The 23,766-nt window shown below is 42.3% G+C and carries 22 protein-coding genes; 7 read left to right on the top strand and 15 right to left on the bottom strand.

Annotated features, from left to right (window positions below; all coding sequences use genetic code 11):
* Nucleotides 1-8: 8 nt before the first annotated feature.
* From AAU57_RS03810 to AAU57_RS03825, 4 genes are all read right to left on the bottom strand, one after another.
* Nucleotides 9-3,155: a DNA polymerase III subunit alpha gene (locus AAU57_RS03810; RefSeq protein WP_055411665.1), complete on the bottom strand. Its 3,147-nt coding sequence runs from the start codon at nucleotides 3,153-3,155 to the stop codon at nucleotides 9-11.
* A 102-nt stretch (nucleotides 3,156-3,257) separates the two neighbouring features.
* Nucleotides 3,258-4,475, bottom strand: a complete 1,218-nt coding sequence (gene dinB / locus AAU57_RS03815; RefSeq protein ID WP_055411666.1) for a DNA polymerase IV — start codon at nucleotides 4,473-4,475, stop codon at nucleotides 3,258-3,260.
* A 98-nt stretch (nucleotides 4,476-4,573) separates the two neighbouring features.
* Nucleotides 4,574-4,843, bottom strand: coding sequence for a hypothetical protein (locus tag AAU57_RS03820; RefSeq protein ID WP_156339990.1), 270 nt, complete (start codon nucleotides 4,841-4,843; stop codon nucleotides 4,574-4,576).
* A gap of 9 nt (nucleotides 4,844-4,852) precedes the next feature.
* Complete coding sequence (locus tag AAU57_RS03825) at nucleotides 4,853-5,680, bottom strand: SOS response-associated peptidase (RefSeq protein ID WP_055411668.1); 828 nt, start codon at nucleotides 5,678-5,680, stop codon at nucleotides 4,853-4,855.
* Nucleotides 5,681-5,810: 130 nt separating this feature from the next.
* Here AAU57_RS03825 and AAU57_RS03830 point away from each other — a divergent pair, with 130 nt between their 5' ends.
* The gene (locus AAU57_RS03830; protein WP_055411669.1) at nucleotides 5,811-6,578 is read left to right on the top strand and encodes a helix-turn-helix transcriptional regulator; all 768 of its coding nucleotides are present in this window, start codon (nucleotides 5,811-5,813) and stop codon (nucleotides 6,576-6,578) included.
* A 32-nt stretch (nucleotides 6,579-6,610) separates the two neighbouring features.
* On the opposite strand, the gene AAU57_RS14965 is transcribed toward AAU57_RS03830, so the two are convergent.
* The 4 genes from AAU57_RS14965 to AAU57_RS03845 all read right to left on the bottom strand — a co-directional run bounded on the left by AAU57_RS14965 (nucleotide 6,611) and on the right by AAU57_RS03845 (nucleotide 7,894).
* Nucleotides 6,611-6,775 (bottom strand): hypothetical protein, encoded by a 165-nt coding sequence (locus tag AAU57_RS14965; protein ID WP_156339991.1) that lies wholly within the window; start codon nucleotides 6,773-6,775, stop codon nucleotides 6,611-6,613.
* A gap of 222 nt (nucleotides 6,776-6,997) precedes the next feature.
* Complete coding sequence (locus AAU57_RS03835; protein WP_055411670.1) at nucleotides 6,998-7,246, bottom strand: hypothetical protein; 249 nt, start codon at nucleotides 7,244-7,246, stop codon at nucleotides 6,998-7,000.
* A gap of 122 nt (nucleotides 7,247-7,368) precedes the next feature.
* Nucleotides 7,369-7,587, bottom strand: a complete 219-nt coding sequence (locus AAU57_RS03840) for a hypothetical protein (protein WP_055411671.1) — start codon at nucleotides 7,585-7,587, stop codon at nucleotides 7,369-7,371.
* Nucleotides 7,588-7,669: 82 nt separating this feature from the next.
* On the bottom strand, nucleotides 7,670-7,894 hold the full coding sequence (locus tag AAU57_RS03845; protein WP_055411672.1) for a hypothetical protein: 225 nt from the start codon (nucleotides 7,892-7,894) through the stop codon (nucleotides 7,670-7,672).
* Between the two features lie 120 nt (nucleotides 7,895-8,014).
* On the opposite strand from AAU57_RS03845, the gene AAU57_RS03850 reads away from it, so the two are divergent.
* Nucleotides 8,015-8,677, top strand: a complete 663-nt coding sequence (locus tag AAU57_RS03850) for a DUF2461 domain-containing protein (RefSeq protein ID WP_055411673.1) — start codon at nucleotides 8,015-8,017, stop codon at nucleotides 8,675-8,677.
* On the opposite strand, the gene AAU57_RS03855 is transcribed toward AAU57_RS03850, so the two are convergent.
* Both AAU57_RS03855 and AAU57_RS03860 read right to left on the bottom strand, forming a co-directional pair.
* The gene (locus tag AAU57_RS03855; protein ID WP_055411674.1) at nucleotides 8,674-9,648 is read right to left on the bottom strand and encodes a carboxypeptidase-like regulatory domain-containing protein; all 975 of its coding nucleotides are present in this window, start codon (nucleotides 9,646-9,648) and stop codon (nucleotides 8,674-8,676) included. The genes AAU57_RS03850 and AAU57_RS03855 overlap by 4 nt on opposite strands.
* On the bottom strand, nucleotides 9,626-10,918 hold the full coding sequence (locus tag AAU57_RS03860; protein WP_231717761.1) for a 3-deoxy-D-manno-octulosonic acid transferase: 1,293 nt from the start codon (nucleotides 10,916-10,918) through the stop codon (nucleotides 9,626-9,628). Before AAU57_RS03860 ends, AAU57_RS03855 begins: the two co-directional genes overlap by 23 nt.
* An 83-nt stretch (nucleotides 10,919-11,001) precedes the next feature.
* On the opposite strand from AAU57_RS03860, the gene AAU57_RS03865 reads away from it, so the two are divergent.
* Entirely contained in the window at nucleotides 11,002-12,135 is a 1,134-nt protein-coding gene (locus tag AAU57_RS03865) for a DegT/DnrJ/EryC1/StrS family aminotransferase (RefSeq protein ID WP_055413658.1), read from the top strand.
* 83 nt (nucleotides 12,136-12,218) lie between these two features.
* The gene (locus tag AAU57_RS03870; RefSeq protein WP_055411676.1) at nucleotides 12,219-13,502 is read left to right on the top strand and encodes a metal-dependent hydrolase family protein; all 1,284 of its coding nucleotides are present in this window, start codon (nucleotides 12,219-12,221) and stop codon (nucleotides 13,500-13,502) included.
* A gap of 77 nt (nucleotides 13,503-13,579) precedes the next feature.
* Here the strand turns inward: AAU57_RS03870 and AAU57_RS03875 are convergent, their stop codons facing one another.
* The 3 genes from AAU57_RS03875 to AAU57_RS03885 all read right to left on the bottom strand — a co-directional run bounded on the left by AAU57_RS03875 (nucleotide 13,580) and on the right by AAU57_RS03885 (nucleotide 16,310).
* Complete coding sequence (locus AAU57_RS03875; protein ID WP_055411677.1) at nucleotides 13,580-14,920, bottom strand: ABC1 kinase family protein; 1,341 nt, start codon at nucleotides 14,918-14,920, stop codon at nucleotides 13,580-13,582.
* A 157-nt stretch (nucleotides 14,921-15,077) separates the two neighbouring features.
* Nucleotides 15,078-15,761, bottom strand: coding sequence for a TetR family transcriptional regulator C-terminal domain-containing protein (locus AAU57_RS03880; protein ID WP_055411678.1), 684 nt, complete (start codon nucleotides 15,759-15,761; stop codon nucleotides 15,078-15,080).
* Between the two features lie 192 nt (nucleotides 15,762-15,953).
* A complete protein-coding gene (locus AAU57_RS03885; protein ID WP_055411679.1) occupies nucleotides 15,954-16,310 on the bottom strand; it encodes a toxin-antitoxin system YwqK family antitoxin in 357 nt (118 codons plus the stop codon).
* 232 nt (nucleotides 16,311-16,542) lie between these two features.
* On the opposite strand from AAU57_RS03885, the gene aspS reads away from it, so the two are divergent.
* On the top strand, nucleotides 16,543-18,291 hold the full coding sequence (gene aspS, locus AAU57_RS03890; RefSeq protein ID WP_055411680.1) for an aspartate--tRNA ligase: 1,749 nt from the start codon (nucleotides 16,543-16,545) through the stop codon (nucleotides 18,289-18,291).
* A gap of 18 nt (nucleotides 18,292-18,309) precedes the next feature.
* On the top strand, nucleotides 18,310-18,582 hold the full coding sequence (locus AAU57_RS03895; RefSeq protein WP_055411681.1) for a hypothetical protein: 273 nt from the start codon (nucleotides 18,310-18,312) through the stop codon (nucleotides 18,580-18,582).
* Here the strand turns inward: AAU57_RS03895 and AAU57_RS03900 are convergent.
* A complete protein-coding gene (locus AAU57_RS03900) occupies nucleotides 18,579-19,028 on the bottom strand; it encodes a nucleoside deaminase (RefSeq protein ID WP_055413659.1) in 450 nt (149 codons plus the stop codon). The two genes, AAU57_RS03895 and AAU57_RS03900, sit on opposite strands and share 4 nt — an antisense overlap.
* A gap of 106 nt (nucleotides 19,029-19,134) precedes the next feature.
* Between AAU57_RS03900 and AAU57_RS03905 the strand changes: the two genes are divergently transcribed.
* Nucleotides 19,135-20,895 (top strand): 1-deoxy-D-xylulose-5-phosphate synthase, encoded by a 1,761-nt coding sequence (locus AAU57_RS03905; RefSeq protein WP_055411682.1) that lies wholly within the window; start codon nucleotides 19,135-19,137, stop codon nucleotides 20,893-20,895.
* Here the strand turns inward: AAU57_RS03905 and AAU57_RS03910 are convergent, their stop codons facing one another.
* Nucleotides 20,896-23,721, bottom strand: a complete 2,826-nt coding sequence (locus AAU57_RS03910; protein WP_055411683.1) for a T9SS type A sorting domain-containing protein — start codon at nucleotides 23,719-23,721, stop codon at nucleotides 20,896-20,898.
* Nucleotides 23,722-23,766: the final 45 nt, after the last annotated feature.

Raw genomic sequence — 23,766 nt, forward strand, 5'->3', positions numbered from 1 at the left:
TGACTCTATTATTCTCTAATCTTACCTGGTTTGCGACCAGCACCAGACTGATGAATGTTTGCATTCTCATGCGGCAGTTCCAGGCGACGGTACCCATTGCCGTTTCCCATGCGACGATCGCGCAGGCTTGCCTGTTTGTCCAGCCGCTGCATGGTTTGCGGATTATCCTCTGCATACCGTGGATCTTGTATGTAATCCATTTTTCTCATGTCCTCAACCTCTATGGAACAGAAGTCAAACTCTTCAACTACTTTGCCATATACTGCATAAATACCGCTGCCGCGAAAGCTGATTTTTGCCGCCACTGGTGGAAACATTACGGTATCGAAAAAATGACCATCTCGATCCAGAAAGGTCCCAAACTGCATGCGCTTGCCTTTGGCCGTATGTGTCGTTTTGATGTTTACCACATAGCCGTAGATCAAGATCTTATTGTTGAGATATCTCGATAAGTCCCTGCAAGTATGATTGTTGCGCTGCTCATCTACCAGTAAGTCAAAATGGGAACACAAGGGAAACCCTAGAAGTTCGATCTGCTCAAAGGCCAGTTCCTGTTGTGTCGTCGTCAATTTAGGAATATGTGCTTGTCTAAACTTGGGCACGAACAACTGTTTTTGCAATGCCTTTTTAGGCGTTTTATCCATCTTGAAATGTGCTTGCCACAAGAGTTCATATCGATCTATTCCCGTAAACCTAAAGGCATCAATGCGTATTAATAAACTCATCTGGTCTATGCTTATCGCGACTCTATTGATAAAATCATCCAGCGATGTAAACTCTCCATCGCGCCATCTGGATGCTACAATGGACAGCATTGCTTTTTTCTCCAGTTCATTGATGTAGCTGTAACCCAAGTATATCGAGGTGTCTTTGATCACATTTGCCACATCACTGTTATTGATGCAAGGTGCTTCAATAGTGGCGCCGCACATTCTCGCCTCGTGTACGTAGAGTTCTGGTTTATAGAAACCACCGCCATTGTTAAGTGTTGCGGTCATGTACTCCAGCGGGAAATATCGTTTTAAGTATAAACTCTGGTAGCTTTCCACGGCGTATGAGGCAGAGTGACCTTTCGCGAAAGCGTACCCAGCAAAACTCTTGATCTGGTTCCATATCTCTTGGGATTCTGCTGGATCGTGACCTTCTTTGCGACAGTTTTTATAAAACTTTTCTTCCACCTTTTGGAACTCTTCTCGCGAACGATATTTACCGCTCATACCGCGTCGCAGCACGTCTGCCTCGCCCAGGTCGAGCTTTGCATAATGGTGAGCCACCTTGATCACGTCTTCTTGATAGACCATGATGCCATAGGTTTCTGGCATGATGCTTTGCATGATGGGATGTGCCTCGGCACGTTTTTCTGGATAACGTGTGCGCAGGATAAACTCGCGCATCATACCACTTTGCGCCACGCCAGGCCTGATGACAGAGCTGGCTGCGACTAGTCCTATATAATCATTGGTGGCCAGTTTACTCAAAAGCATGCGCATCGCTGGTGACTCGATGTAAAAACAACCTATGCATTTTGCGCGTGAGATCATGGCGTTGATGCTCTCGTCCTTCATAAACTTTTTTACGTCACGACGCACATCTGCCAGTACAGCATCTGGCTGATTGTTCTTAATGATCTGGATGGCGTCCCTTATTTTTCCCAGACCGCGCTGTGCCAGGATATCAAACTTGTGGATGCCGGCATCCTCTGCAATGTGCATGTCAAACTGTACGGTAGGATAACCTTTGGGCGGCAGGTTGGTGGCGCTATAATAGTGAATGGGACGCTCTGTAATGAGAATACCGCCAGCGTGAATGCTGGTATAGTTGGGCATGTCCATCAAATATTTGGAATACTTGATCACCAGCTGGTGCATGTGGTCCAGTAGTGTAAAATTCCAGTTTCCAGAGGTGAGCATGTCAATATCTGCCCGCGGCAATCCAAATACTTTACCCAATTCTCGCAGCACCGCACGATACTGAAAAGTGACATAGGTTCCCTGCAACGCGACATTAGCTCGCTTCCCGAATTCCTCAAAGATGAATCGGGTCATGTCCTCACGGTCGTCCCAGGAAAAATCAAGGTCAAAATCTGGTGGGCTGGTACGGTAATCATTGATGAACCGCTCAAAATATAGATCCAGCTCAATGGGATCGACCTCGGTGATTTGTAATAGGTAGGCAAGGATACTGTTAGCGCCACTACCACGACCTACATAGAAATAACCTTGCTCACGAGCATATTGACAAATGCGCCAATTGATCAGGAAATAGGCAACAAATCCCTTTTTTACCACAGTGGTGATTTCCTTTTCTATGCGTGCGTCAATATCTGGTGTCGATGCGCCGTACCGCAATGGGATTCCTTCCTGAGCCAGTTGCTGGAGCAGTTTGAAATCTGCTTTAGAGTTTTCTTCTGGTGTACCGTTGCGGTGGTAGGTCTTCTGGTTAGCATTGAGTTGCGACTTGTCGTAATCAAAACTTATGCTGCACTGGTCCAGCAGTTTTTTGGTGTTTTCAATGATGAATGGATACTCGCTAAACAGGGCTTCCAGTTCATCAACAGGAATCATTTTATCAGCTTCAGTGCCTTGTTGTTGTGTGGGCAACTGGCTCAAGAGAATATTCAGGTCGATGCAGCGCAGCAATCGGTGTGCGTTAAAATCCTTCTTGTTTCTAAACGTTACGGGCTGCAGGATCACCAATTTATCCTTGTACTTGAGATAATCGGTAAAGGGCAGTTTACGTAGGCTTGTTATGGAGACTCCTATGAATTCGCTTTCGCGAAAGCGAGTTTTCCTCAACGCTACCACTTTCTCCAGTGGGTAAATGACAAAACAATTTTCAAATGCTGGCGCGATCTCTGGCAGGGCTGTCTTGCCGTGAAGGTGCGGTGACAAAAAATCATTGAGTTCTTGAAAGCCAGCGTTGTTTTTTGCAAGTCCTACATACAACTGCTGGTGATCATTACGAAAGTCGATACCTATTACCGGTTTTTGCGGCTTGTTCTCCAGCAGGCGCACAAAGTTGAGACAGGCGCTGGTGTTGTTGATGTCTGTCAGTACAATGGTTTCCAGCCCACTTTTTATCGCAAGGTCGATGAGCGCCTCTTCATCAAAGGTGCCGTATCGCATGGAATAATAGGTGTGGTTATTCAGGTACATTTTTAAAAACAAGCTTATCTACAATGGACAAATGGCTTAAACATTTTACTTCTAGGTAGCTCTTGACTACGCTCGAGTAAGTTTTTGCTTACTCTTTACTCTCTACTGTTTTCTATGCGCTAGAACTACTGGCGGCAAACCGTTGAACGGGTTGACCATTCTACCTATGGTTCTAGCCTCCATTCCAGCGGCTTTCACCACCATACGATCTCCATATTTTTCCCTGATTTTATCTAGGGCACTATATAGATTCAACGCACTTTCGTCATCTTCAAACAAGTTGATTTGATAATGACCGCTTACAAGATGCGAGAAGCGTATTCCAATAAGACGCACCAAAACCCTGCGGTTGTACAGCTTGTCAAAAAGGTCCAATATTTTAGGAATCAATATGTGGTCTGCACTGCAAAAGGGAATGCGCATTTGTTTGGAATAGGTATTAAAATCAGAATATTTGATTTTCACATTGATGCATGCCGTGAGTTTATCGCCACGGCGCAATTGATAGGCCAGATTTTCTGTCATCGCAATCAATATGGACTTGAGCTTTTTGACGTCTATGGTGTCATTGTCAAACGTACGTTCTGTACTGATGGACTTGCGCTCATTGAATGCAATCACGGGTCTATTATCGACACCTTGCGCTCGGCGCCAGATAAGGCTGCCGTTTTTGCCCAGTACGTTGATGAGCATCTCTTCTGACATTTCCTGGATCGTGTGAATTCTTCTCACGCCCAGATGCCTCAAGGTTTGATAGGTTTTATCGCCTACTTGCGGTATTTTCTTAATGGATAATGGTGCCATGAATTGTTTTTCATGCCCATGCTCTATCATAAGCTGGTTATTGGGTTTTGCCTCACCAGTCGCAATTTTTGAAACCACCTTATTGATAGACAGTCCAAAGGATATAGGCAAACCAGTCTCTTTAATGATTTTGCTGCGCACCTCACTGGCTAGTTTATAGCAGCCGTGGAATTTATCTATTCCTGTGAGGTCTGCATAGAACTCATCAATGCTGGATTTTTCAAAGAGCGGTGTCTGTTCTTTGATGATTTCAGTCACCTCGTCAGAGTGTTTGGAATAGGTGCCTGCATTACCGCGTATGACAATGGCTTCTGGACACAACTGTCGTGCCAGCTTCATGGACATACCACTATGGACGCCATAACCACGCGTCTCATAACTACAGGCAGCCACCACACCACGATCACTGGTACCACCTACTAGAAGCGGTTTGTTTTTAAGCCGTGCATCCATCTTACGCTCTACCGAAACATAAAATGTATCCAGATCAATATGCATGATATTCTTGTCAGCCATGATAGTTACTCGGTATTGGTATTTTTAAAATAAGTGGTCAAAAAACCTCACAGTTTTTACTGTGAGGTTGCCGGTATTTCAAATAATGAGAGGTGGTTCTAGTCCTCTATGTTTTTGATGATGATATCGTTGACGCTGGGCTCCAGCATACTGATCAATCCATCCAGCTCTTTATTGCTGGAGAACTCGATACCGTTCGTCTGTAATATTTCATACAAGGTCTCGTATACTTTTTTGACCAGGTTATCCGCATCTGCCACTTTATCCTTCCAGGTTTTAAGTGGAATAGTGGAGTTTGCTTTGCGCCTGGAAGCCATCAAGTTCTGGACTCTTAGGGCTAGATCTGCTTTTATGTGCTCAATGTCCATCACCATTATTTAAAACAATACAAATTGATCTCCAGCCACGAGTCGCTCCTCACGTATGGTAAACGGTTTTTCTTCAACATACTTCAAACGCTCGTATAAACTGCGGTCATAATCCTTAAAGAGTTTCTCGCCTATAGGCTTTAACAATTCCAATCCATTTTGTTCTGGATTCTTGATTTTTTGCGAGATAGGGTAGGCATTGAATCCCTTATCATCAAATGGCTTCATGATACTGGACAATCTTGCCGTGGAAAGATCCTTATCCAGCCATTCTTCTTCTTGTTTTCTAGTCAATACCACTGGTGCACGATGGTGGCCTATACGTTGTGTAAGCCTGTTAGCAGCCGTGGTCACTATGGCAACGGTATGATGCTGCTCACCAGTTAAGGGATGTTGCCATACATCATAGATGCCAGCTAGTGCAAATGGCCCACGATCCTTATTAGGGTAAACCAGATGTGGTTTGTTGAGTTTTTCCAGTTTAGGACCTTCAATGAATGCATCTACAAGTACAAGGCATCGTTGTGACTTGATGGCGTGTCTAAACATAGGCTTCTGGAAGATACCTGCCGGTCCATCATAGTTGGGATCGTTGTTGGGGTTGTAGCTTCCTTCTGCCCTGGCATTGATCATGTAGGTTTGCTTGTGTGCCCAGTGTGGCGTAAAACCTAAGGTGAACATCTGTATGTGGTTGGGTCTTGCACTGGTGATTACCGGTATTTTATTGCCGGCACTTATGTTCACATTTTCTGATAGTTGTTCCGCTTTCGCGAAAGCGGCATTAAAACGCTGCTCCAACAACGCTGCTGGTGTTATAACTGATGCTCTTCCACACATAACTTTAGGTTTTGGAAATATTCCTAGGAATAGTTCTGTTTACACTTCAAAAGTATGGAATAATTCCTAATATATGGAAATATTCCAGTGTTAAAATTGGAATAATTCCCAAAAGGAGTATATTTGAATTATGGGACAAGATATTTCTATAGAGGCACAGCGCTTCAAAATGGTACGTGAAGGCCTAGGTAAAACGCAGGCCGAGTTTGCACAAATGCTAGATGCGGGATCATCCACGGCAGACATTGAACGTGGTAAAAAGAAGATCACGGGTAAGATCGTGACCGAGCTGTTACGCCAGTTCAACATCAACCCTTTATGGTTGTATGGAAATAGTTATAACAAGCATCTGGAAACCAGCCAAAGCACGGCTCCCAAAATCATCACCATGGATGTAAGTGAGCGAGAGAATATGATTATGGTGCCTATCAAGGCTAGTGCTGGTTATGCCAATAATCTACAGGATACGGACTGGTTCAATGAGTTGCCGGCTTTTAATATACCGTTACCACAATATAGAGAAGGAAGTTACCGCGCATTCCAGGTAAAGGGCGATAGCATGTTGCCCGTTTTACAGCCTAATGAATGGGTGATGGGTCGTGCGGTAGAAAGCTTACGCCAGGCAAACGACGGTAAGATCCATGTCGTTGTTACCAGTGACACTGTCGTTGTAAAGAAGTTGCGTAAAGATTCACAAGAGCGCGTGATGCTTATTTCCCTGAACAATGAATATCCTATTATCGAGCAGGACGTGGCAGAGATATCTGAACTTTGGGAAGTCAATTCAAAATTGAGTTTTGACCTGGATGTTCATGAAGGCCAAGAGGCGATGATATCGCTCAAACAAGGACTCGATAGTTTAAGAGACGAGATTGCAAGCATAAAAAAAGGAACCTGATTAGGTTCCTTTTTTATGATGTATGATTTAATTTAATCTGGATCACTAGGTGTAGGGTTTGTGTCGTAGCCATCATCGCTGCTATCATCTGCATCTGGTGCTAATGTTTCTACCTCGATTTCTTTTTCTTCACGACAGCTGTTCAATGCCGGTGCAAGTATCGCGCATAATGCGCAAGCAATAAATAGTCTTTTCATGGTTTTTAATTTTGTGCGTCGTACTCGTCGCGGTTTTTTATTTCTAGTAATTGGAAAGCTTTGTTTATTTTAAATATAACTCAGCTTGATAATCGATCACTATAGTGATCAAACCCAACAATGCTAAATATAAATTATTGTAGGGCAAACCAATGGTAACAAAAGCAAAAAAGCCGTCTCGAGAGACAGCTTTTCTATAGGGATTATAAAAACACGTGGTTTTTACATGTCGTCTGCTGCATCTTCTAGATCATCAGCGCGATCGTCCATTGCATCTTCAACTTCTTCAGCTTGCTCATCTAATTCGTCAGCACGCTCTTCCATTGCCTCTTCTACATCGTCTGCAGCATCTTCCATGTCGTCAGACATTTGCTCCATTTTTTCTTCTGCACTATCTGCCTCATCTCTACAAGAAGTAGTGAATAATGCCACTGTGAATAGTGCAATGAAGAGTAAGTTTAATTTTTTCATAATAAAAAAGTTTTTGGTTAAGGGGTAAATATAAAATATTGTGACGTTTTACAGGGTTTTTGTTAAATTAAAAAAGCTGTCTTTTTGGGACAGCTTTTAAGTATGAGATAACAAACGCTTAATTAAGCAGCGTCATCGTTTCCTTCTACTTCGTCTTCAACTTCTTGAGCGCCATCTTCAACAGCGTCCTCTACATCTTCTGCAGCATCTTCCATATCTTCACCTACTTCTTCCATAGATTCTTCGATGTTAGTTTCTTCAACTGTAGTTTCTTCTCTACAAGAAGTAGTGAATAAAGCAACTGCAAAAAGAGCGATAAATAATAAGTTTAATTTTTTCATTGTAATAGTTTTTAAGTTAAATGATGATAAATATATAATTGTCGATCAAGATCACTGCCTAACGGCAATATTCTACGATCGATTAGTTATCGTCGCCTATCTCGTCGATAGCCTGATCGATTTCTTTGTTTACTTCTTGATCAGCTTTTTCTCCAGCTCTTTCAAGAATTCCGCCAGCTTCTTCAGTAGCCTCTTCTGTTTCAACTTCTACTTCTCTAACGATAGTCTCAGTTTCAGTCTCACGACAAGAGGTGAATGCAGTAGCACATGTAGCAAATACCGCTAGGGTTAATACAACTTTTTTCATGGTTGATGATTAAATGATTAAAGCGGCAAAAGTATTTTTTTTGCTCAAAACTTTTACTAATGTTCTCACAACTTATTAACAATTTAATTGTCTCATTTCTATCTTTATAGCAAAAAGTAGATGAGTTTTCATAAAATGTTTTCTTTCTTAAGAGAGCTACAAAAAAATAACAACAAGGAATGGATGGATGCACATCGCGACACCTATGAAGAAGTGCGCGACTGGTATAAATGCTGGCTCAATGAGCTGGATGCAGAACTAGGCAAAATAGACAAAGACTATCATTCTACCGAAGGCAAAAGAGCCATCAACCGTATCAACAATAATCTACTTTATCATCCCAATAAACCTATATATAAAGACCATTTTGGCGCTGGACTGGATCTATCAGAAAATGGTAAACAAGGTGATTTTTATATCCATTTAGGAACCAATGGCTCTTTTATCGCTGGCGGTTTTTACAATCCCAAAAAGGAAACCCTTGACTCAATACGCGACGCTATCGACTATAATGGTGCCGAATTCAAGAAGATCATGGCTAAAAAGTCTTTTATGCAAACCTTTGGTGAAATGATTGAAGATGAGAATAAACTCAAGACCTCGCCCAAGGGCTATTCACAAGATCATGAACACATAGATCTACTGCGACGTAAGAGTTTTGCAGTAAAACATGATGTGACTCAAAAAGAAGTCATGCAGGATGATTTCAAGGAAAAGTGTGTAGAGATATACAAGGAAATGTTGCCTTTTAGAAAATATCTCAATAAGGCCGTGACGGTTTAATCTTTTGGCTCGTACACCTTAAGAACCGCACCCATTCCGTAATTGTCATGACCAGATCTTACCAGCTTGCTGTTGGGGTTGTAAGTCAGGTCAAAAAGCTGCCAGGTTTTGTTGTTGAAAAAAATACGACGTACCCAGGTTTGCTTACCATCAATTTCATCGGTAAACGGTAAGAGTGGCCTATAGGTCGTGGACACTTTTTCCATACCGCGGCGGGTTTTGATCTCTCTATATTTTTTGGCGTCTATCAATCTTCCATCCGGATAAGTGTATCCCAACACTTGAATAGCGGCAAAAATTCCGTTTTCTGGAATTTGAATTCCCAGTTCCTCTACATCCAGTTCATGGATCTCGTCGGTTTCTTGAGTGATCACAAAAGTTTGCGCAGGATAATTGGATTGTCTAGTAGGTGAACCATCGCCGTTGACGTTGTAGAATTGCACCCTAAACATGGTAGAAAATGCTCGCAGCTTTCCCTTTTTACTGGCCTGACTTTCTTCAAGAACAACCGGTATTTGTAGGGTTTTGATCAATGTGCGGCGTCCATCCTGTCGTTCAAATTTTACCGCAATTTCAGATTCTACGGTAGGTAGCCAGCAATCAAAATAATTGTCATGAACGATCGCATCAATCTCTTCTTCCTTAAATTTTCCTTCCAGTTTTGCAAGTACCACAATCGCATCCATCTGCGCTGTTGATGGATTCATGTACAGCTCATCAACCACATTTGCTGTAGCAACCTTCAAGTCTTCATAACCTATGGATGATACTGTTAGAGAATCTACGTCTGGATATCGCTTTCGCGAAAGCGTAAACACTCCATCGCCATCTGCAAAGGTGCCTTTCCCATTACCAAAGCTGATGGTCGCAAAAGAAACCGGCTCTTTTGAAATCGAGTCCAAGAGCGTGATCTTTTGTGCGTTCGAGAGAACGGCAGTACAAAGTAAGCTAAGAAGTAATAAGTTCTTCATCAATGATTTTTAAGTGTTCGAGCACGTGATTTGTCGCGCCGGTGTTGCTATTGACCCAATGCCCACAAACCATGCCTGTTTTCTCCCTTAAAAAATCATCCTCAAATAGCTTGTTGACCGTATCTGCAAAATCCTGCGCGTTAGATATGGAGAAAAGTCCACCTAGATCTTCCAGTTTTCCAGCTTCAGGATACTTGTCATAATTCTTCCCGATCATAACAGGAACGCCAAAGGTGGCTGCCTCTAAAATATTATGCAGGCCAGAATTATCCATGGCGCCACCTACATAGGCCACATCTGCATAGCTGTATATTTTAGTGAGTAATCCTATGGTGTCTATGACAAGAACGCTCTTGTTGGAAGTCAGTAACTTCTCGTGAACTTTGGTTTCTGTCCATCGCAAGGTGTCAAAGGGCAGACTATTTTCTAACTCTGTTACCTTTTCTTCATGCACCTCATGCGGTGCGATGATCACTTTGATCTCTTTTGTCTTGTCATTCTCTACAAGCCATTTTTTCATCACCTCAATATCCTTGGGCCAGCTACTGCCTACCACAAGACAAGGCTTGCCGTTGATGAATTTTTCCAATGCTGGTATGCGATTATCTCGTTCAATAAGCTGGCTGGCGCGATCAAATCTCGTGTCGCCACTTACACTGGCGTTTTCAAAACCCAGCTTTTTGAGCTCTCTTAAGGACGATTCATTTTGCAGGAAAAAATGGTCAAAGGCTTCTAAAGAGCTGGTCATCCACGAGCCGTACCATTTATGGAAACTCATCTTTTCTCTAAAGATTCCGCTTATTAGAATGGTGGGAATTTTATGCGACTTGAGCGCATTCAAATAATTGGGCCAGAACTCATATTTGACCATTATGGCCAGCGATGGCTCGACCAGACCCATAAACTTTGAAACGTTTGACACCGCATCAATAGGCAGGTAACAAACCACATCAGCAAGTTGGGTGTTCTTTTTATTCTCGTATCCAGATGGTGAGAAAAAGGTGAGTACCACCTGATATTTCCTTCGGTTCAATTTTTCTAAGATCGGTACCACTTGTTCATATTCACCTAGAGAAGCCACGTGCACCCAGATTTTTGGTATCGTGCTCTTAACTTTGGTGTCCAGAATGTCCCAGGATCGTTCCCGACCTTGTGATCCCAGCTTCATTTTCTTGTTAAAGAAACCTGCGATGGGAAGTGCCGCTTTCGCGAAAGCGGAACCCGTATCATACAAACTTTTTAAAATAGGCATAGGCAGTAAAAATAGCATAAAATAGCCGTTGGGTGATGCGCTACTTATATCGTATTTTTACAATAATGTCGCTGTTTACAGCTGTTAATCTAGAAAATCGCATGCGCAAGATTCAAATGGTAGACCTAAAAGGTCAGTATGAAAAGATCAAACCAGAAGTTGATAAAAACGTGATGGATGTCATTGAGACGACCGCTTTTATCAATGGACCAGAGGTACACGCTTTTCAAAAAGAACTCGAGGAATATCTCAACGTGAAACACGTGATTCCATGTGCCAACGGTACCGATGCCTTGCAAATTGCCATGATGGGATTGGGGCTCAAGCCTGGCGACGAGGTTATTACTGCAGATTTTACGTTTGCTGCCACGGTAGAAGTCATTGCATTGCTACAACTCACGCCGGTTCTAGTCGACGTGAATCCTTTTGATTTCAATATCGACATAGAGGCCGTTAAACGTGCTATTACTCCTAAAACGAAAGCCATCGTACCGGTGCATTTATTTGGTTTAGCAGCAAATATGGACGAGATCATGAAGCTTGCCGAAGAAAACGATCTTTATGTCATTGAGGACAACGCTCAAGGAATAGGTGCCAATTTCATGCATTCCAACGGTTCAAAGTCCAAAACGGGAACCATAGGCCATGCAGGAACGACTTCATTTTTCCCTTCTAAGAATCTAGGTTGTTACGGCGATGGTGGTGCTATTTTTACCAATGATGATGATCTAGCGCACACCATACGTGGGATTGTCAACCATGGTATGTATGAGCGATACCACCACGATGTGGTTGGTGTCAATTCAAGACTGGATTCCATGCAGGCGGCCGTGTTGCGCATTAAGTTGCGCCACTTGAACGATTACAATGACGCGAGACGCAGTGCAGCAAGAAAATACACCGCTGCTTTTGCGCAGGAAGAAAAAATCATCACACCGCTTATTTGCGATAACTGCGATTGCCACGTGTTCCATCAATATACCTTGATCATCAAGGATGCAGATCGCGACGCACTGGTCAAGCACTTGAATGAAAAAGGGATTCCATGTGGTGTCTATTACCCAATCCCGCTACACAAACAAAAAGCGTATCAGGACGAGCGCTACAACGAGGCTGATTTCCCTGTGACGAACAAGCTGGTTCAAGAATGTATCTCGTTGCCTATGCATACAGAGCTGGATGACGAGCAGATCGCTTTTATTACTAAAACCGTTATTGACTTTGTGAATGGGTAGTTTTTTTCGCTTTCGCGTCTGCCTGCCGGCAGACGGTAAAGGAACTTATAAACAACTCTATAATTAAACTTTAAAATCCTAACATGAGACATCTATTTGCGTTTCTCTTTTCGGTAATGCTGAGTTTTACTGCGTTTGCCCAACAAACCACTACATTTATTCATGCAGGTCATTTACTGGACACAAAATCTGGTAAGTGGTTGGATGAGATGACGATCAAGGTGAGCGGTACTGAAATTACAGATGTTTCTAAAGGCTATGCCGCCATACCTCAAGATGTCAAATATTTTGATTTTAAAAACCAATGGGTACTGCCAGGCCTGACGGACATGCACGTCCACATGGAAACGGAATATAATCCACAGGCGTACATATCAAAATTTGTTGACGATCCAGCAGATGTGGCGTACAACTCGGTCGCTTTTGCAGAAACTACTTTGATGAAGGGATTTACAACCGTACGTGATTTAGGCGGTAGCGGTATCAACATTAGCTTGAGAGATGCCATCAATAAAGGAAAGCTAGTAGGTCCTAGAATCTTCACGGCTGGAAAATCCATCGCTACCACTGGCGGTCACGCAGATCCCACCAACGGTGGTAATGCAGCATTTATGGGAAATCCTGGACCACGTGAAGGAGTAGCCGATGGTGCTGACCAAGCTCGTGAAGCCGTGCGTCACCGCTATAAAAATGGTGCCGATTGCATTAAGATTACTGCTACTGGTGGCGTCTTGAGCGTCGCCAAAAATGGTAGCAATCCGCAATTTACTGTTGAAGAAATCAAAGCAATCACTAGCACCGCAGCAGATTATGGTTTTCACGTGGCGGCACATGCCCATGGTGATGAAGGAATGCGTCGCGCGGTAGAAGGTGGCGTTAAAACCATTGAGCATGGTACTTACATGAGCGAGGAAACTATGGACCTGATGAAAAAAATGAACTGTTATCTAGTTCCAACGATCACTGCCGGAAAAGAAGTCGCCATGAAAGCTGAAGAAGATGGTTTTTATCCAGACATCGTTGTGCCTAAAGCAAAAGCAGTTGGTCCGCAAATTCAGGGAACCTTCGGTCGTGCCTACAAACGTGGTGTACCTATCGTTTTTGGAACTGATGCAGGCGTGTTTAAGCACGGTAAAAACGCAATGGAGTTTGGTTATATGGTAGAAGCAGGAATGCCCGCCATGGAAGCGATTCAAAGTGCGACCATCACACCTGCGAAAATCCTACAGATGGAAGACCAGATAGGTCAAGTGCAAAAAGGCTTTTTTGCAGATATTATCGCTGTTTCAGATAATCCTGAAAAGAATGTGGCTACACTTAATGACGTCAAGTTTGTGATGAAAGACGGTGAGGTTTATAAGGATTAGTTCAAAAAAAACTTGAATATCGCAGAAAACAAGAAACGCCGCAATCCGCGGCGTTTCTTGTTTTATAAATAAATCCTTTATAAAGCTGGATGGTTCTTAAATCCTTTGTCTTTTAGATACTGCACATAATCCCGAGTATTCACGGTTGCCTTTAGATCATGCAACAAATTATAAAGACCAAAGAACGTACGGTTAATGTATAAAAAGTGCTTGCTACCACGATTACCATTCATTTTACGCAACTCTTTATCGTTACTGTATTTCTCGCTAAGCGAACTGATCTGATCCCAGAAGGATTCATCTGCAAAATTGAAGGTTTCTTCTTGAAATGGTTTGGTAAACAAACTCAACATCTCGTGAAACAACGCAGAGAAATACTTTACTTCCTTCTCGCTATCGTCCTCACGTAAAATCTCTAATTGATAAAGTTTCTGCTCAAAGATTTCAGGATTATTGATACTTGCAGGAACCGCTAGTTCAAAGTACGGCTGATAAAATTCATCTGGAATTTGCTTGATACAACCAAAGTCAATCGCAATCAACTCATTGTTTTCTGAGATCAAGAAATTCCCAGGATGTGGATCAGCATGAACTGCTTTTAGGCCGTGCATCTGGAACATATAAAAATCCCATAACGTCTGTCCCAGTTTGTTGCCAGTTTCTTGAGCAAATTCGGTTAGGGCAAATTCGCTCAAGTGCTGGCCGTTCATCCAGTCCATCGTGATGATGCGTTTACTGGATAGATCTGGGTAGTATTCAGGGAAATGTAAATGAGGTATGTGCGAGCAAGCCTCAGTTATAGCGATGCTTTGCTCAACTTCAAGATTGTAATCGGTTTCTTCTAGGAGCTTGTCTTCAACCTCGGCAAAGTATCTTTTGGAATCTTCACCCTTTAAGTTGAACATCTTGATAGCAATAGGCTTTACCATCGCAAGGTCACTACTTATGGAATCTGCAACACCAGGATACTGAATCTTAACTGCGAGCTCCTTACCGTTTTTAGTAGCTTTATGAACTTGCCCAATGCTCGCGGCATTGATGGAATCCTTAGAAAAAGTATCGTAGATCTCTTCAGGAAAAGCTCCTTGATAGCGCTTGAACGTTTTGCGTACCAGCGGTGCCGATAGTGGTGGCACACTAAACTGAGCCAGGCTAAACTTTTCTACATACGCGCCAGGCAATAAACTTTTATCCATGGACAGCATTTGTGCGACCTTGAGCGCGCTGCCCTTAAGACTCTTCAAGCCGTCATAAATATCGCTGGCATTATTTTCATCCAGCTCACTGCGATCCATGCCTGGATAAACAGCCTTCTTGGAATAATATTTAAGATAATTCCCACCTATTTTCACTCCAGTCTTCACAAGCTCTGTTGTGCGACTTATTTTGCTGGTGGGTATTTTATCTAGTGTTTTCATTGCTTGATTATGAATTCAGATCACTGAATCTTGTGCTGCTGTTGGTTGATGTTATCGCTTTCCTGTCTGCCGACAGGCAGGCGCGAAAGCGAACTTTTCTAAAATCATTTTCAACCTACAGTCAGTAATATTTAAAATTTAGCCGATGGAAATAAGTTTAGGCCATTCGCTCTTTCCACAAAAACTTTCCAAAATCAAAGACAGCATCTAGTGGTGTGTTATCAAAAACATCAAAAATGGTATTGACCGACTTCTCGATCGCCATATCTGTTTTCTCAAAACCAGCACTGTCGTCGTCCATCCAGAATTTGAGTAGGAATAACATTTGAACCCATGCACCTTCGCTATATATAGTTTCAGAGCGTTCCAAAAGGATGTTGGTCTTGTTCTCATTACGATCCTGAATCAATTCTTTGGCAAAACCTTTCACGTGTTTGCGCAAACCTTTAAGCTGTTCCATCTTGCTCATCATGTGCTGGTTCTCTTGCAATGCAAACAGGACATAACTGCGGTTGAGTGTTAATAATTCAAAGAACGTATAGAAAAAGGTGAGCATTTTCTCACGGTTGGAAAAGCTGTGGTAATCCTCGCTTTTATGAGCCACATCCATGGTCATGGTAAAGAAGGTATTCCAGATCTCTTTGCGTAAACCTTCAAAACTTCCAAAAAAACCGTAGAAATCGGCTTCAGTCATGTTGTTATCCTTAGCAAATTTGAACACACTTTTAGGAGTCTTCTCATGCTCAAGCACGTATTCCATATAAGCGGTAATCACATCTTGACGATTGATTTCCTTTTTTTGGGTCGTCTTTTTTGTAGTCGTTTTCTTCACAGTCGCCATAATATCAATTCTTTAGGTAAAGATACAGTCTGTTTAATGTTTCTGCATATTTTATTAAACAAAACTGTGTTAAGATTAAGTCGTTAAAAGTGCATATAAATTGCAGTGCACTGTATCATTTTTAAAACGGTTCTACAAAAAAACCGCCTTTCAAATAAGAAAGGCGGTTTTTACTAAATGTGTTTTTACCAATTACGGCTTGTTGCTTGCTACTGGATCTTTATCGATCCACGTGTTTACAGATGCAATCTGGTTGTTTTGGTAATCAACCTCAGTCAATTCATCACCGTTCCAGATAAACCATTTTCCAGTTTTCTTACCGTTATCGAATTCTGCCTGCGCTGTCTTCTGGCCTTCTTTGTTGTAGCTTATCCACTCACCGTGTCGTTTGTTGTTCAGGAAAAAGCCTTGTTGGGCTATGGTTCCATCTTCGTGGAAATAAGTTGCCGCAATCTTGCCATCTTTTAACTGGTCAAATTTGGGCTTAACTTCTTGTGCAAATGTGATCATGCTTAACATCATCACAGATAGGATCAATAAATTCTTCATAGTTATGCCGTTTAATTCATTCAAATTTAAACATAAATATACATTAAATACATCATTAGATAACATTAAATTTACATTACGTATACAAACCGCTGACAATCAACAGTTAAACATAAATATTAAACACCGTTAAATAGGGTTTTGAACTATTTTGGTAGCTATTCTCTGTATGTTTAAGCTATAAAATGGGTAGAATCGGCTTATTTTTGCAGGCTTATTACAAGAATTAATTATGTACAGATCACACGATTGTGGCAGCTTGCGCTCCAGCGATATCAATAAGGAAGTTACACTTGCCGGTTGGGTTCAAAAGAGCCGCGATAAAGGATTCATGGTTTGGGTAGATTTAAGAGATCGATACGGCATCACGCAATTGATCTTTGATGAAGAACGTTCCGACAAAGCTGTACTCGAACAAGCTCAAAAACTAGGACGCGAGTTTGTGATCCAGGTCAAAGGAACCGTTATTGAACGTGAATCTAAAAACGACAAAATGCCTACTGGCGATGTCGAGATTCTTGTAAACGAACTCAAAGTATTGAGCGAGTCAAAAACGCCGCCTTTTACCATAGAGGATAAAACCGATGGTGGTGAGGAACTGCGTATGAAATACCGTTATCTGGATATACGTCGCAATCCTGTGCGTGAGAATCTGATCTTCCGTTCCAAGGTTGCCATGGAGGTGCGCAATTTCCTTGCAGGTAAAGATTTTGTTGAGGTGGAAACACCAGTGCTGATCAAATCCACTCCAGAAGGTGCCCGTGATTTTGTGGTGCCATCCAGAATGAATGAAGGCCAATTTTATGCCCTACCACAATCGCCACAAACCTTTAAGCAACTGCTTATGGTAGGTGGATTGGACAAATATTTCCAGATCGTGAAATGCTTTAGGGATGAGGATTTGCGAGCAGATCGCCAGCCAGAGTTTACGCAAATTGACTGCGAGATGTCCTTTGTAGAGCAGGAAGATGTGCTCAATATTTTTGAAGAGATGACACGCCACTTGCTTAAAAAAGTGAAAAATGTGGATGTGACAGAATTTCCTCGCATGACCTACCAGCAGGCGATGGAGAAGTACGGTAACGATAAACCAGACATTCGTTTTGGGATGGAGTTTGGAGATATTTCCGCTTTCGCGAAAGCGAGAGACTTCAAAATCTTCAATGAAGCCGAATTAGTTGTCGCCATCGCAGTTCCTAGCGGTGCATCCATGACTAGAAAGGAAATCGACGGATTGATCGACTGGGTAAAGCGCCCACAGGTAGGCGCTATGGGAATGGTCTATGCCAAATACAACGAAGACGGTACTTTCAAGTCCAGTGTTGACAAGTTTTACAATCAGGAAGATCTTGCTCAATGGGCTGAAGCCACTGGCGCACAACCAGGCGATTTGATATGTGTACTTTCTGGACCAGCTAACAAAACTAGAGCGCAATTGAGTGCCCTAAGAATGGAAATGGCAGAGCGTCTAGGCCTAAGAAAAGCCGATGAATTTGCTCCATTATGGGTAGTGGATTTCCCATTGCTGGAATGGGATGAAGAAACCAACCGCTACCACGCGATGCACCATCCATTTACATCGCCCAAACCAGAAGATATCGAGAAACTATCAACAGATCCTGGAAATGTGAGAGCAAATGCCTACGACCTTGTCCTTAACGGTAACGAGATAGGTGGCGGATCTGTAAGGATATTTGATAAAAAACTGCAGTCTTTGATGTTTGATCATCTAGGATTCACACCAGAAGAAGCTCGAGCGCAATTTGGCTTTTTGATGGATGCTTTTGAATATGGAGCGCCACCGCACGCAGGACTGGCTTTTGGCTTTGACCGATTGGTGTCCATTTTAGGTGGTCAGGAAACCATACGTGATTTTATCGCGTTCCCTAAAAACAATAATGGCCGTGATGTCATGATTGACGCACCATCAAAAATTGACGATGAGCAGTTGAAGGAACTTAACTTGAAAGTGACCGTCTAAATAAATCCAGAGCCTAACTTGAACGCCACAAAATTTATTGGGATTCTTCTTCTATGCACGCTAGGTGTGATAGGATTGGGTTTTTATTTTGTGAATAATGGCGATCCTGTATTAGGGAACAAACTTGTCGGCTTTTCTACCTTGTTTATGTTTCTCATATTGATGCCTGCGTTTATTGTAGTGCGATACAAGAACAAGGATTTGTCAAAATTCAACTTCAATAACAAGAGTAAAGAAGAGCAGGAAGAGGAAGAAGATGAGGATTGGGATGATAAAAGCAGGTGGAACTAGTTCAACCGTCTTCTAGCTTTAAAAAAATCATCCAGAATTTGCGAACATTCACTGGCTAAAATCCCATGGCTAACTTGTGTTTTTGGGTGCAACTGCGTTCCCATTTTGCGATACCCGCGATGGTCATCACTGGCACCAAAGACGATTCTTGAAATTTGAGACCAGTACAAGGCGCCCGCACACATCTGGCAAGGCTCCAGCGTTACATACAGCGTGCAATCTTTTAAGTATTTACCACCTAGAAAACTGGATCCAGCGGTGATGGCTTGCATTTCGGCATGAGCCGTGACGTCTGTTAGGGTTTCTGTGAGGTTGTGACCTTTGGCGATGATGCGGTTATCGGTGACGATTACGGCACCCACAGGAATTTCTCCGCGATCCAGTGCAGCTTCTGCCTCTTGCAGGGCTTTCTTCATGAAAACGGCGTCGTCAAAAGGTTCTAGCATGATATAAATGTACGTGTAATTACAACTTCCAACGGATTCTGAAATAAGAAATTCAAATTTCAGATAGGAGTTCGCATTCAGTTTCAATAAGAATTACCTTTGAATCATGGCACAAAACCTACTTTCACAGATTGATTCACCGGTTGATTTAAGACGCTTTCGCGAAAGCGAACTCCTCATTCTAGCTCAAGAATTGAGAGCGTTTATCATCGCCGCTGTGGCTGCAAAGGAAGGTCATCTGGGCGCTAGTTTGGGCGTTGTCGAGCTTACCATTGCATTACATTATGTGTTTGATACACCGCAAGATCTACTGGTTTGGGATGTAGGCCATCAGGCTTATGGGCATAAAATATTGACGGGTCGCCGCGATGTGTTTCACACCAATCGTGAACTAGGTGGCATTTCTGGATTCCCAAAGCGATCGGAAAGTGAGTACGATACCTTTGGTGTAGGTCACAGTTCTACAGCAATAAGCGCTGCGCTAGGTATGGCGATGGCGAGCCAGTTAAAAGCCGAATCCCACAAGCATATTGCCGTGGTGGGCGATGCGAGTATTGCCAGCGGTATGGCCTTTGAGGCACTCAACCATGCTGGCGTGAGCGGTGCCGATTTGCTCGTGATTCTTAATGACAATGCGATAGGGATTGATCCGGCGGTTGGTGCGCTCAAAGATTACTTGACTAAAACAAAAAGCGGTAAGGAAACAGGTCGCGATAACATTTTTGAATCCCTCAATTTTGATTATTCAGGACCTATCGATGGTCATGATCTTCCAGCCTTAGTTAAGGAATTAGAAAGGCAAAAAACTCTCGATGGACCGCGACTGTTGCATGTGCGAACCACAAAAGGCAAAGGCCTCAAACAAGCCGAACTTGATCAAGTGCGGTACCATGCGCCTGGAAAGTTTGATAAAATTACCGGTGATATTCCTACCAAAGATGACAGTAAGTTACCGCCTAAGTTTCAGGATGTATTTGGGCATACGCTATTAGAACTGGCGCAACAAAATGAAAAGATCGTGGGAATCACACCGGCGATGCCGACGGGTAGCTCCATGAAAATCATGATGGATGCGTTACCAGATCGTGCTTTTGATGTGGGCATTGCAGAGCAACATGCGGTGACGCTCGCAGCCGGAATGGCAGCCCAAGGACTGATTCCTTTTTGTAATATTTATTCCACCTTTTTACAGCGCGCCTACGATCAGGTGATCCATGATGTCGCATTGCAAAAGTTACCAGTCGTGTTTTGTCTGGACCGCGCTGGATTAGTGGGTCAAGACGGTGCGACACATCACGGTGCCTTCGATTTGGCCTTTCTTAATTGTATTCCTGATTTGATTATCGCCGCACCCATGGACGCCATTGAATTGCGCGATATGATGTACACCGCACAATTGGGCTTGGACCTTCCTATTGCCATACGTTATCCGCGAGGTCGCGGGTCTATTTTAGATTGGAAAAAGTCTTTTTCAAAATTGGAAATAGGACAATCTAGATTACTGCAAAAAGGGAAACAGGTTGCAGTGATCAGTATAGGAACTATAGGCGTCATGGTTCAAGAATTGATCGGTTCAGAAAAGCTCGATATCACACATTTAGATTTGAGGTTCTTGAAGCCGTTGGATAAGAGTCAGCTGGATAGTCTTTTTGAAAATCATGATCATGTTATCACGATTGAGGATGGCACCATGGTAGGTGGAATGGGTAGTACTGTTGGAGATTACGCTTTCGCGAAAGCGTACAAAGGATCCATCCACAAACTAGGTTTACCAGATTCTTTTATAGAACAAGGTCCCACAAGCGACCTGCAACAAATAGCAGGAATCGATCGTGAGACCTTGTTGAGACTTATCAAAAGCCTTTAATTACTCCTTGACGAATTTGACGGTCTGGTCAATGCCGTTGCCGCGCACCTTCAATAGATACAATCCAGTGCTTAATCCAGAAACGTCAATGCGTTGACGGCTGGAAGACAAGGATTTCTTTTGCTGATACACTTGCTGACCATTAAGATTGAAAATGGTAATATCTGCGTTGTTGTAGTTCAGCTTAGTAGAAATAAATATCTCTGAGGTAGCTTGAGTTGGAAACACTTTTAATTGATTTTCATCTATAGTCGCCGTTATGCTGGCAGTATCTGCAGTGAACTTACCGGTGAACAAACCTCTTCCATGAGTGGTCGCTAGAACGGTATTGTCTGCAGTTCTTAAGTCTAAGTCGTAAACAGGAACATTAGTCATACCATTCATGGATGGTGTCCAGGTAGGACTTGCACTATCAAAATCAGTGGTGGAAAAAATACCTTGCTGAGTACCTATGATCACCTCATTAGGCACTAATGGGTTTCTCAAAATAGCTTTCACGGGTATATCAGGAAGGTTACCATCCTTTTGTGCCCAAGTTAGCCCGCCATCGTTGGTGAACCACACGTTATTAACACCGTAGTTATGGAAGGTAACATAGATTTCCAATTCTGTCTCTCCAAACTCAATATCAGACACACTACCTAGAAAATCTGGACCTGTCAAGTTGGTCACCGTTCTTGCTGTGGAGGAATTTGCATTTGTAATTTTGAAAAATCTTGAATCTTGAGATCCAACAAATAATGTCGGGCTGCCGGTAGAAAAAGGTGATGCGGTCATCGCAGTAGGTCTTCCTTGAGAAATTGCTCCAGCTACTATTTCAGTACATTCAGCAGAACTGTCTCCTAATTGACATGCAGTGATTGAGTTAGCACCACTTGATGTTCTGGAATTAGCAAAAAGAATATCAAAACGGCTATCAAGTTCTGCTACGTTGATAAAATCACCGTCGTTCTCGTCAGATATAAAGTAGCTAGAGCTCGATTGAGTTATTGGATATTCAAAATAGGCATGAGTTCTACTAGTATATCCTAGGATGGCATAACCGCCTTCATCATCTATTGCGCTGTAAGAACCATCACCTCCTAGAGGATCAAAAGATTGAGAAATTAATGGTCCTACGACTGACCTGTCTATCACAGGAGAACCATTATCCTGCGTTCCTCCTAAAAAATCATCTCCATCCTCAAAATCAACTTGGTTGATGTCACCATAGTAAAATTGTGTTACGTTATATCCAAAATTTCTGTTTTGAATATCATTTTCTGATAATACGCTCTTATTTAAATTTAAAGCCAAAGAAACACCACCATCAGAGCCTATTAAAGCTCTATTGACATTATTGGGTTGAAATGAGATTGCATGAATGTCTGCATGAACGAAAGGTACATTTAATTGGTTCATGTTAGGATTTTGAGACCATTTTGACATTTGTTGCCAGGTGTCGCCGCCATTTCTCGTACGATGAATGTTTATACCACCTACATAAACTTCGTCATCATTAGTTGGATTAACTTCAATAACTAAATCATAAAATGCCTGTCCTCTAGTAAAATCTGACGCTGGAATCCCATTATCTGCATCATCAGGTTCATTAAGATTGGAAAAAGTTGAGAATCCATTTTCTGTGACGAATATATCTGCTTGACCAGTTACATTAGCCAAAGCATAGATTTTGTCAGAATCCGTTGCAGAGGTTGCAATTTCTACGCGACTAGCTCCTGCAATATTTTGAGCTAAACTCCATGTTGTTCCATTTACACTTCTGTAAATCCTACCACCACCAGTGTTGATCCCTGGACTATTAATGGAACCCATATATAAAGTTCCATCCGCTGAAAGCTCAAAATCGTTAGGTATAACTGGGAATCTCCCATCTTCTGTAAATATCTTTAAAATAGCGCTTTCGTTTCTAGCCCAATTTTGACCGTTATCTATACTGCGATAAATACCTGCATTGCGTAAGCCTAAAAAATTTACCGGGTTTTGAGTGCTGAAATTGGGGCTAGAATATAGACTTGCTCCAACAGCGACATATACTTCAGTTGTGCCACTAACATCTCTTGCAATAATATCATTTATATGAAAAATTCCAGCTTTAAATAAAGATTCATCATTACTCGTACTTTCATCACCCGCGACTTCAATTTCTACATTTTCCCAGTTGACTCCACCATCTATACTTCTATAGAGTCCACTACCTATTGCAGCGCCATCTGTATATTGCTCTCCAGTACCTATATATATTGTCTGGGAATCGTTAGGATCTATTGCATATGCACTTACACTCAAATTCGCAGCCAATCCAGAGACAATACTCCATTGACTTGTCAAGCTATTGATATTGTTATTTACCCATAGACCACCACCTACGCCACCAGCAAATACTCTATTATAGTCCACACCATCACCATTATTGTCACCGACGTCGTTTGGATCAAAAAACACTACTCTTGTACGACCACCAACATTTAGAGGGCCACGCTCTATCCACGGTGATGTAACTGAGCCAGGACTTGCTTTTTGTTGAATTAAATTAACGTCATAAGGTTCAACTTTAAAAGGTGTAGGATACCCAAGATCTGGATTCATGGTGAGCTCCCAAAGTCTTTCATTGTAAGCGTTAGGAGGAAGGCCTAATTTCTTTCTCTCGGTTTTAGTGAGGTTTTTTGTTTCATTGAATGGCGATTCTGCAAGAAAATTTCTGTGTTTATCACGTTTTTGTTTCATCACATCGATTTCTCCGTCATTAGAGGAAAAATCGATAAGTAAGAAAGTAACAAAAGCTACTAACGCAACAGAAACGAACGCGAGAATAATTTTTTTCATTTGTAAATTTTATTATTTAAAGGTACGGGAATGGTATGGTCTCAG

It is taken from the genome of Nonlabens sp. YIK11, assembly GCF_001413925.1.
Lineage (GTDB): Bacteria > Bacteroidota > Bacteroidia > Flavobacteriales > Flavobacteriaceae > Nonlabens.

Coding starts and splice junctions, on each gene's coding strand:
- AAU57_RS03810 (WP_055411665.1), bottom strand. CDS start 3,155: ATGTACCTGAATAACCACACCTATTATTCCATGCGATACGGCACCTTT.
- dinB (WP_055411666.1), bottom strand. CDS start 4,475: ATGGCTGACAAGAATATCATGCATATTGATCTGGATACATTTTATGTT.
- AAU57_RS03820 (WP_156339990.1), bottom strand. CDS start 4,843: ATGGACATTGAGCACATAAAAGCAGATCTAGCCCTAAGAGTCCAGAAC.
- AAU57_RS03825 (WP_055411668.1), bottom strand. CDS start 5,680: ATGTGTGGAAGAGCATCAGTTATAACACCAGCAGCGTTGTTGGAGCAG.
- AAU57_RS03830 (WP_055411669.1), top strand. CDS start 5,811: ATGGGACAAGATATTTCTATAGAGGCACAGCGCTTCAAAATGGTACGT.
- AAU57_RS14965 (WP_156339991.1), bottom strand. CDS start 6,775: ATGAAAAGACTATTTATTGCTTGCGCATTATGCGCGATACTTGCACCG.
- AAU57_RS03835 (WP_055411670.1), bottom strand. CDS start 7,246: ATGAAAAAATTAAACTTACTCTTCATTGCACTATTCACAGTGGCATTA.
- AAU57_RS03840 (WP_055411671.1), bottom strand. CDS start 7,587: ATGAAAAAATTAAACTTATTATTTATCGCTCTTTTTGCAGTTGCTTTA.
- AAU57_RS03845 (WP_055411672.1), bottom strand. CDS start 7,894: ATGAAAAAAGTTGTATTAACCCTAGCGGTATTTGCTACATGTGCTACT.
- AAU57_RS03850 (WP_055411673.1), top strand. CDS start 8,015: ATGAGTTTTCATAAAATGTTTTCTTTCTTAAGAGAGCTACAAAAAAAT.
- AAU57_RS03855 (WP_055411674.1), bottom strand. CDS start 9,648: ATGAAGAACTTATTACTTCTTAGCTTACTTTGTACTGCCGTTCTCTCG.
- AAU57_RS03860 (WP_231717761.1), bottom strand. CDS start 10,918: ATGCTATTTTTACTGCCTATGCCTATTTTAAAAAGTTTGTATGATACG.
- AAU57_RS03865 (WP_055413658.1), top strand. CDS start 11,002: ATGCGCAAGATTCAAATGGTAGACCTAAAAGGTCAGTATGAAAAGATC.
- AAU57_RS03870 (WP_055411676.1), top strand. CDS start 12,219: ATGAGACATCTATTTGCGTTTCTCTTTTCGGTAATGCTGAGTTTTACT.
- AAU57_RS03875 (WP_055411677.1), bottom strand. CDS start 14,920: ATGAAAACACTAGATAAAATACCCACCAGCAAAATAAGTCGCACAACA.
- AAU57_RS03880 (WP_055411678.1), bottom strand. CDS start 15,761: ATGGCGACTGTGAAGAAAACGACTACAAAAAAGACGACCCAAAAAAAG.
- AAU57_RS03885 (WP_055411679.1), bottom strand. CDS start 16,310: ATGAAGAATTTATTGATCCTATCTGTGATGATGTTAAGCATGATCACA.
- aspS (WP_055411680.1), top strand. CDS start 16,543: ATGTACAGATCACACGATTGTGGCAGCTTGCGCTCCAGCGATATCAAT.
- AAU57_RS03900 (WP_055413659.1), bottom strand. CDS start 19,028: ATGCTAGAACCTTTTGACGACGCCGTTTTCATGAAGAAAGCCCTGCAA.
- AAU57_RS03905 (WP_055411682.1), top strand. CDS start 19,135: ATGGCACAAAACCTACTTTCACAGATTGATTCACCGGTTGATTTAAGA.
- AAU57_RS03910 (WP_055411683.1), bottom strand. CDS start 23,721: ATGAAAAAAATTATTCTCGCGTTCGTTTCTGTTGCGTTAGTAGCTTTT.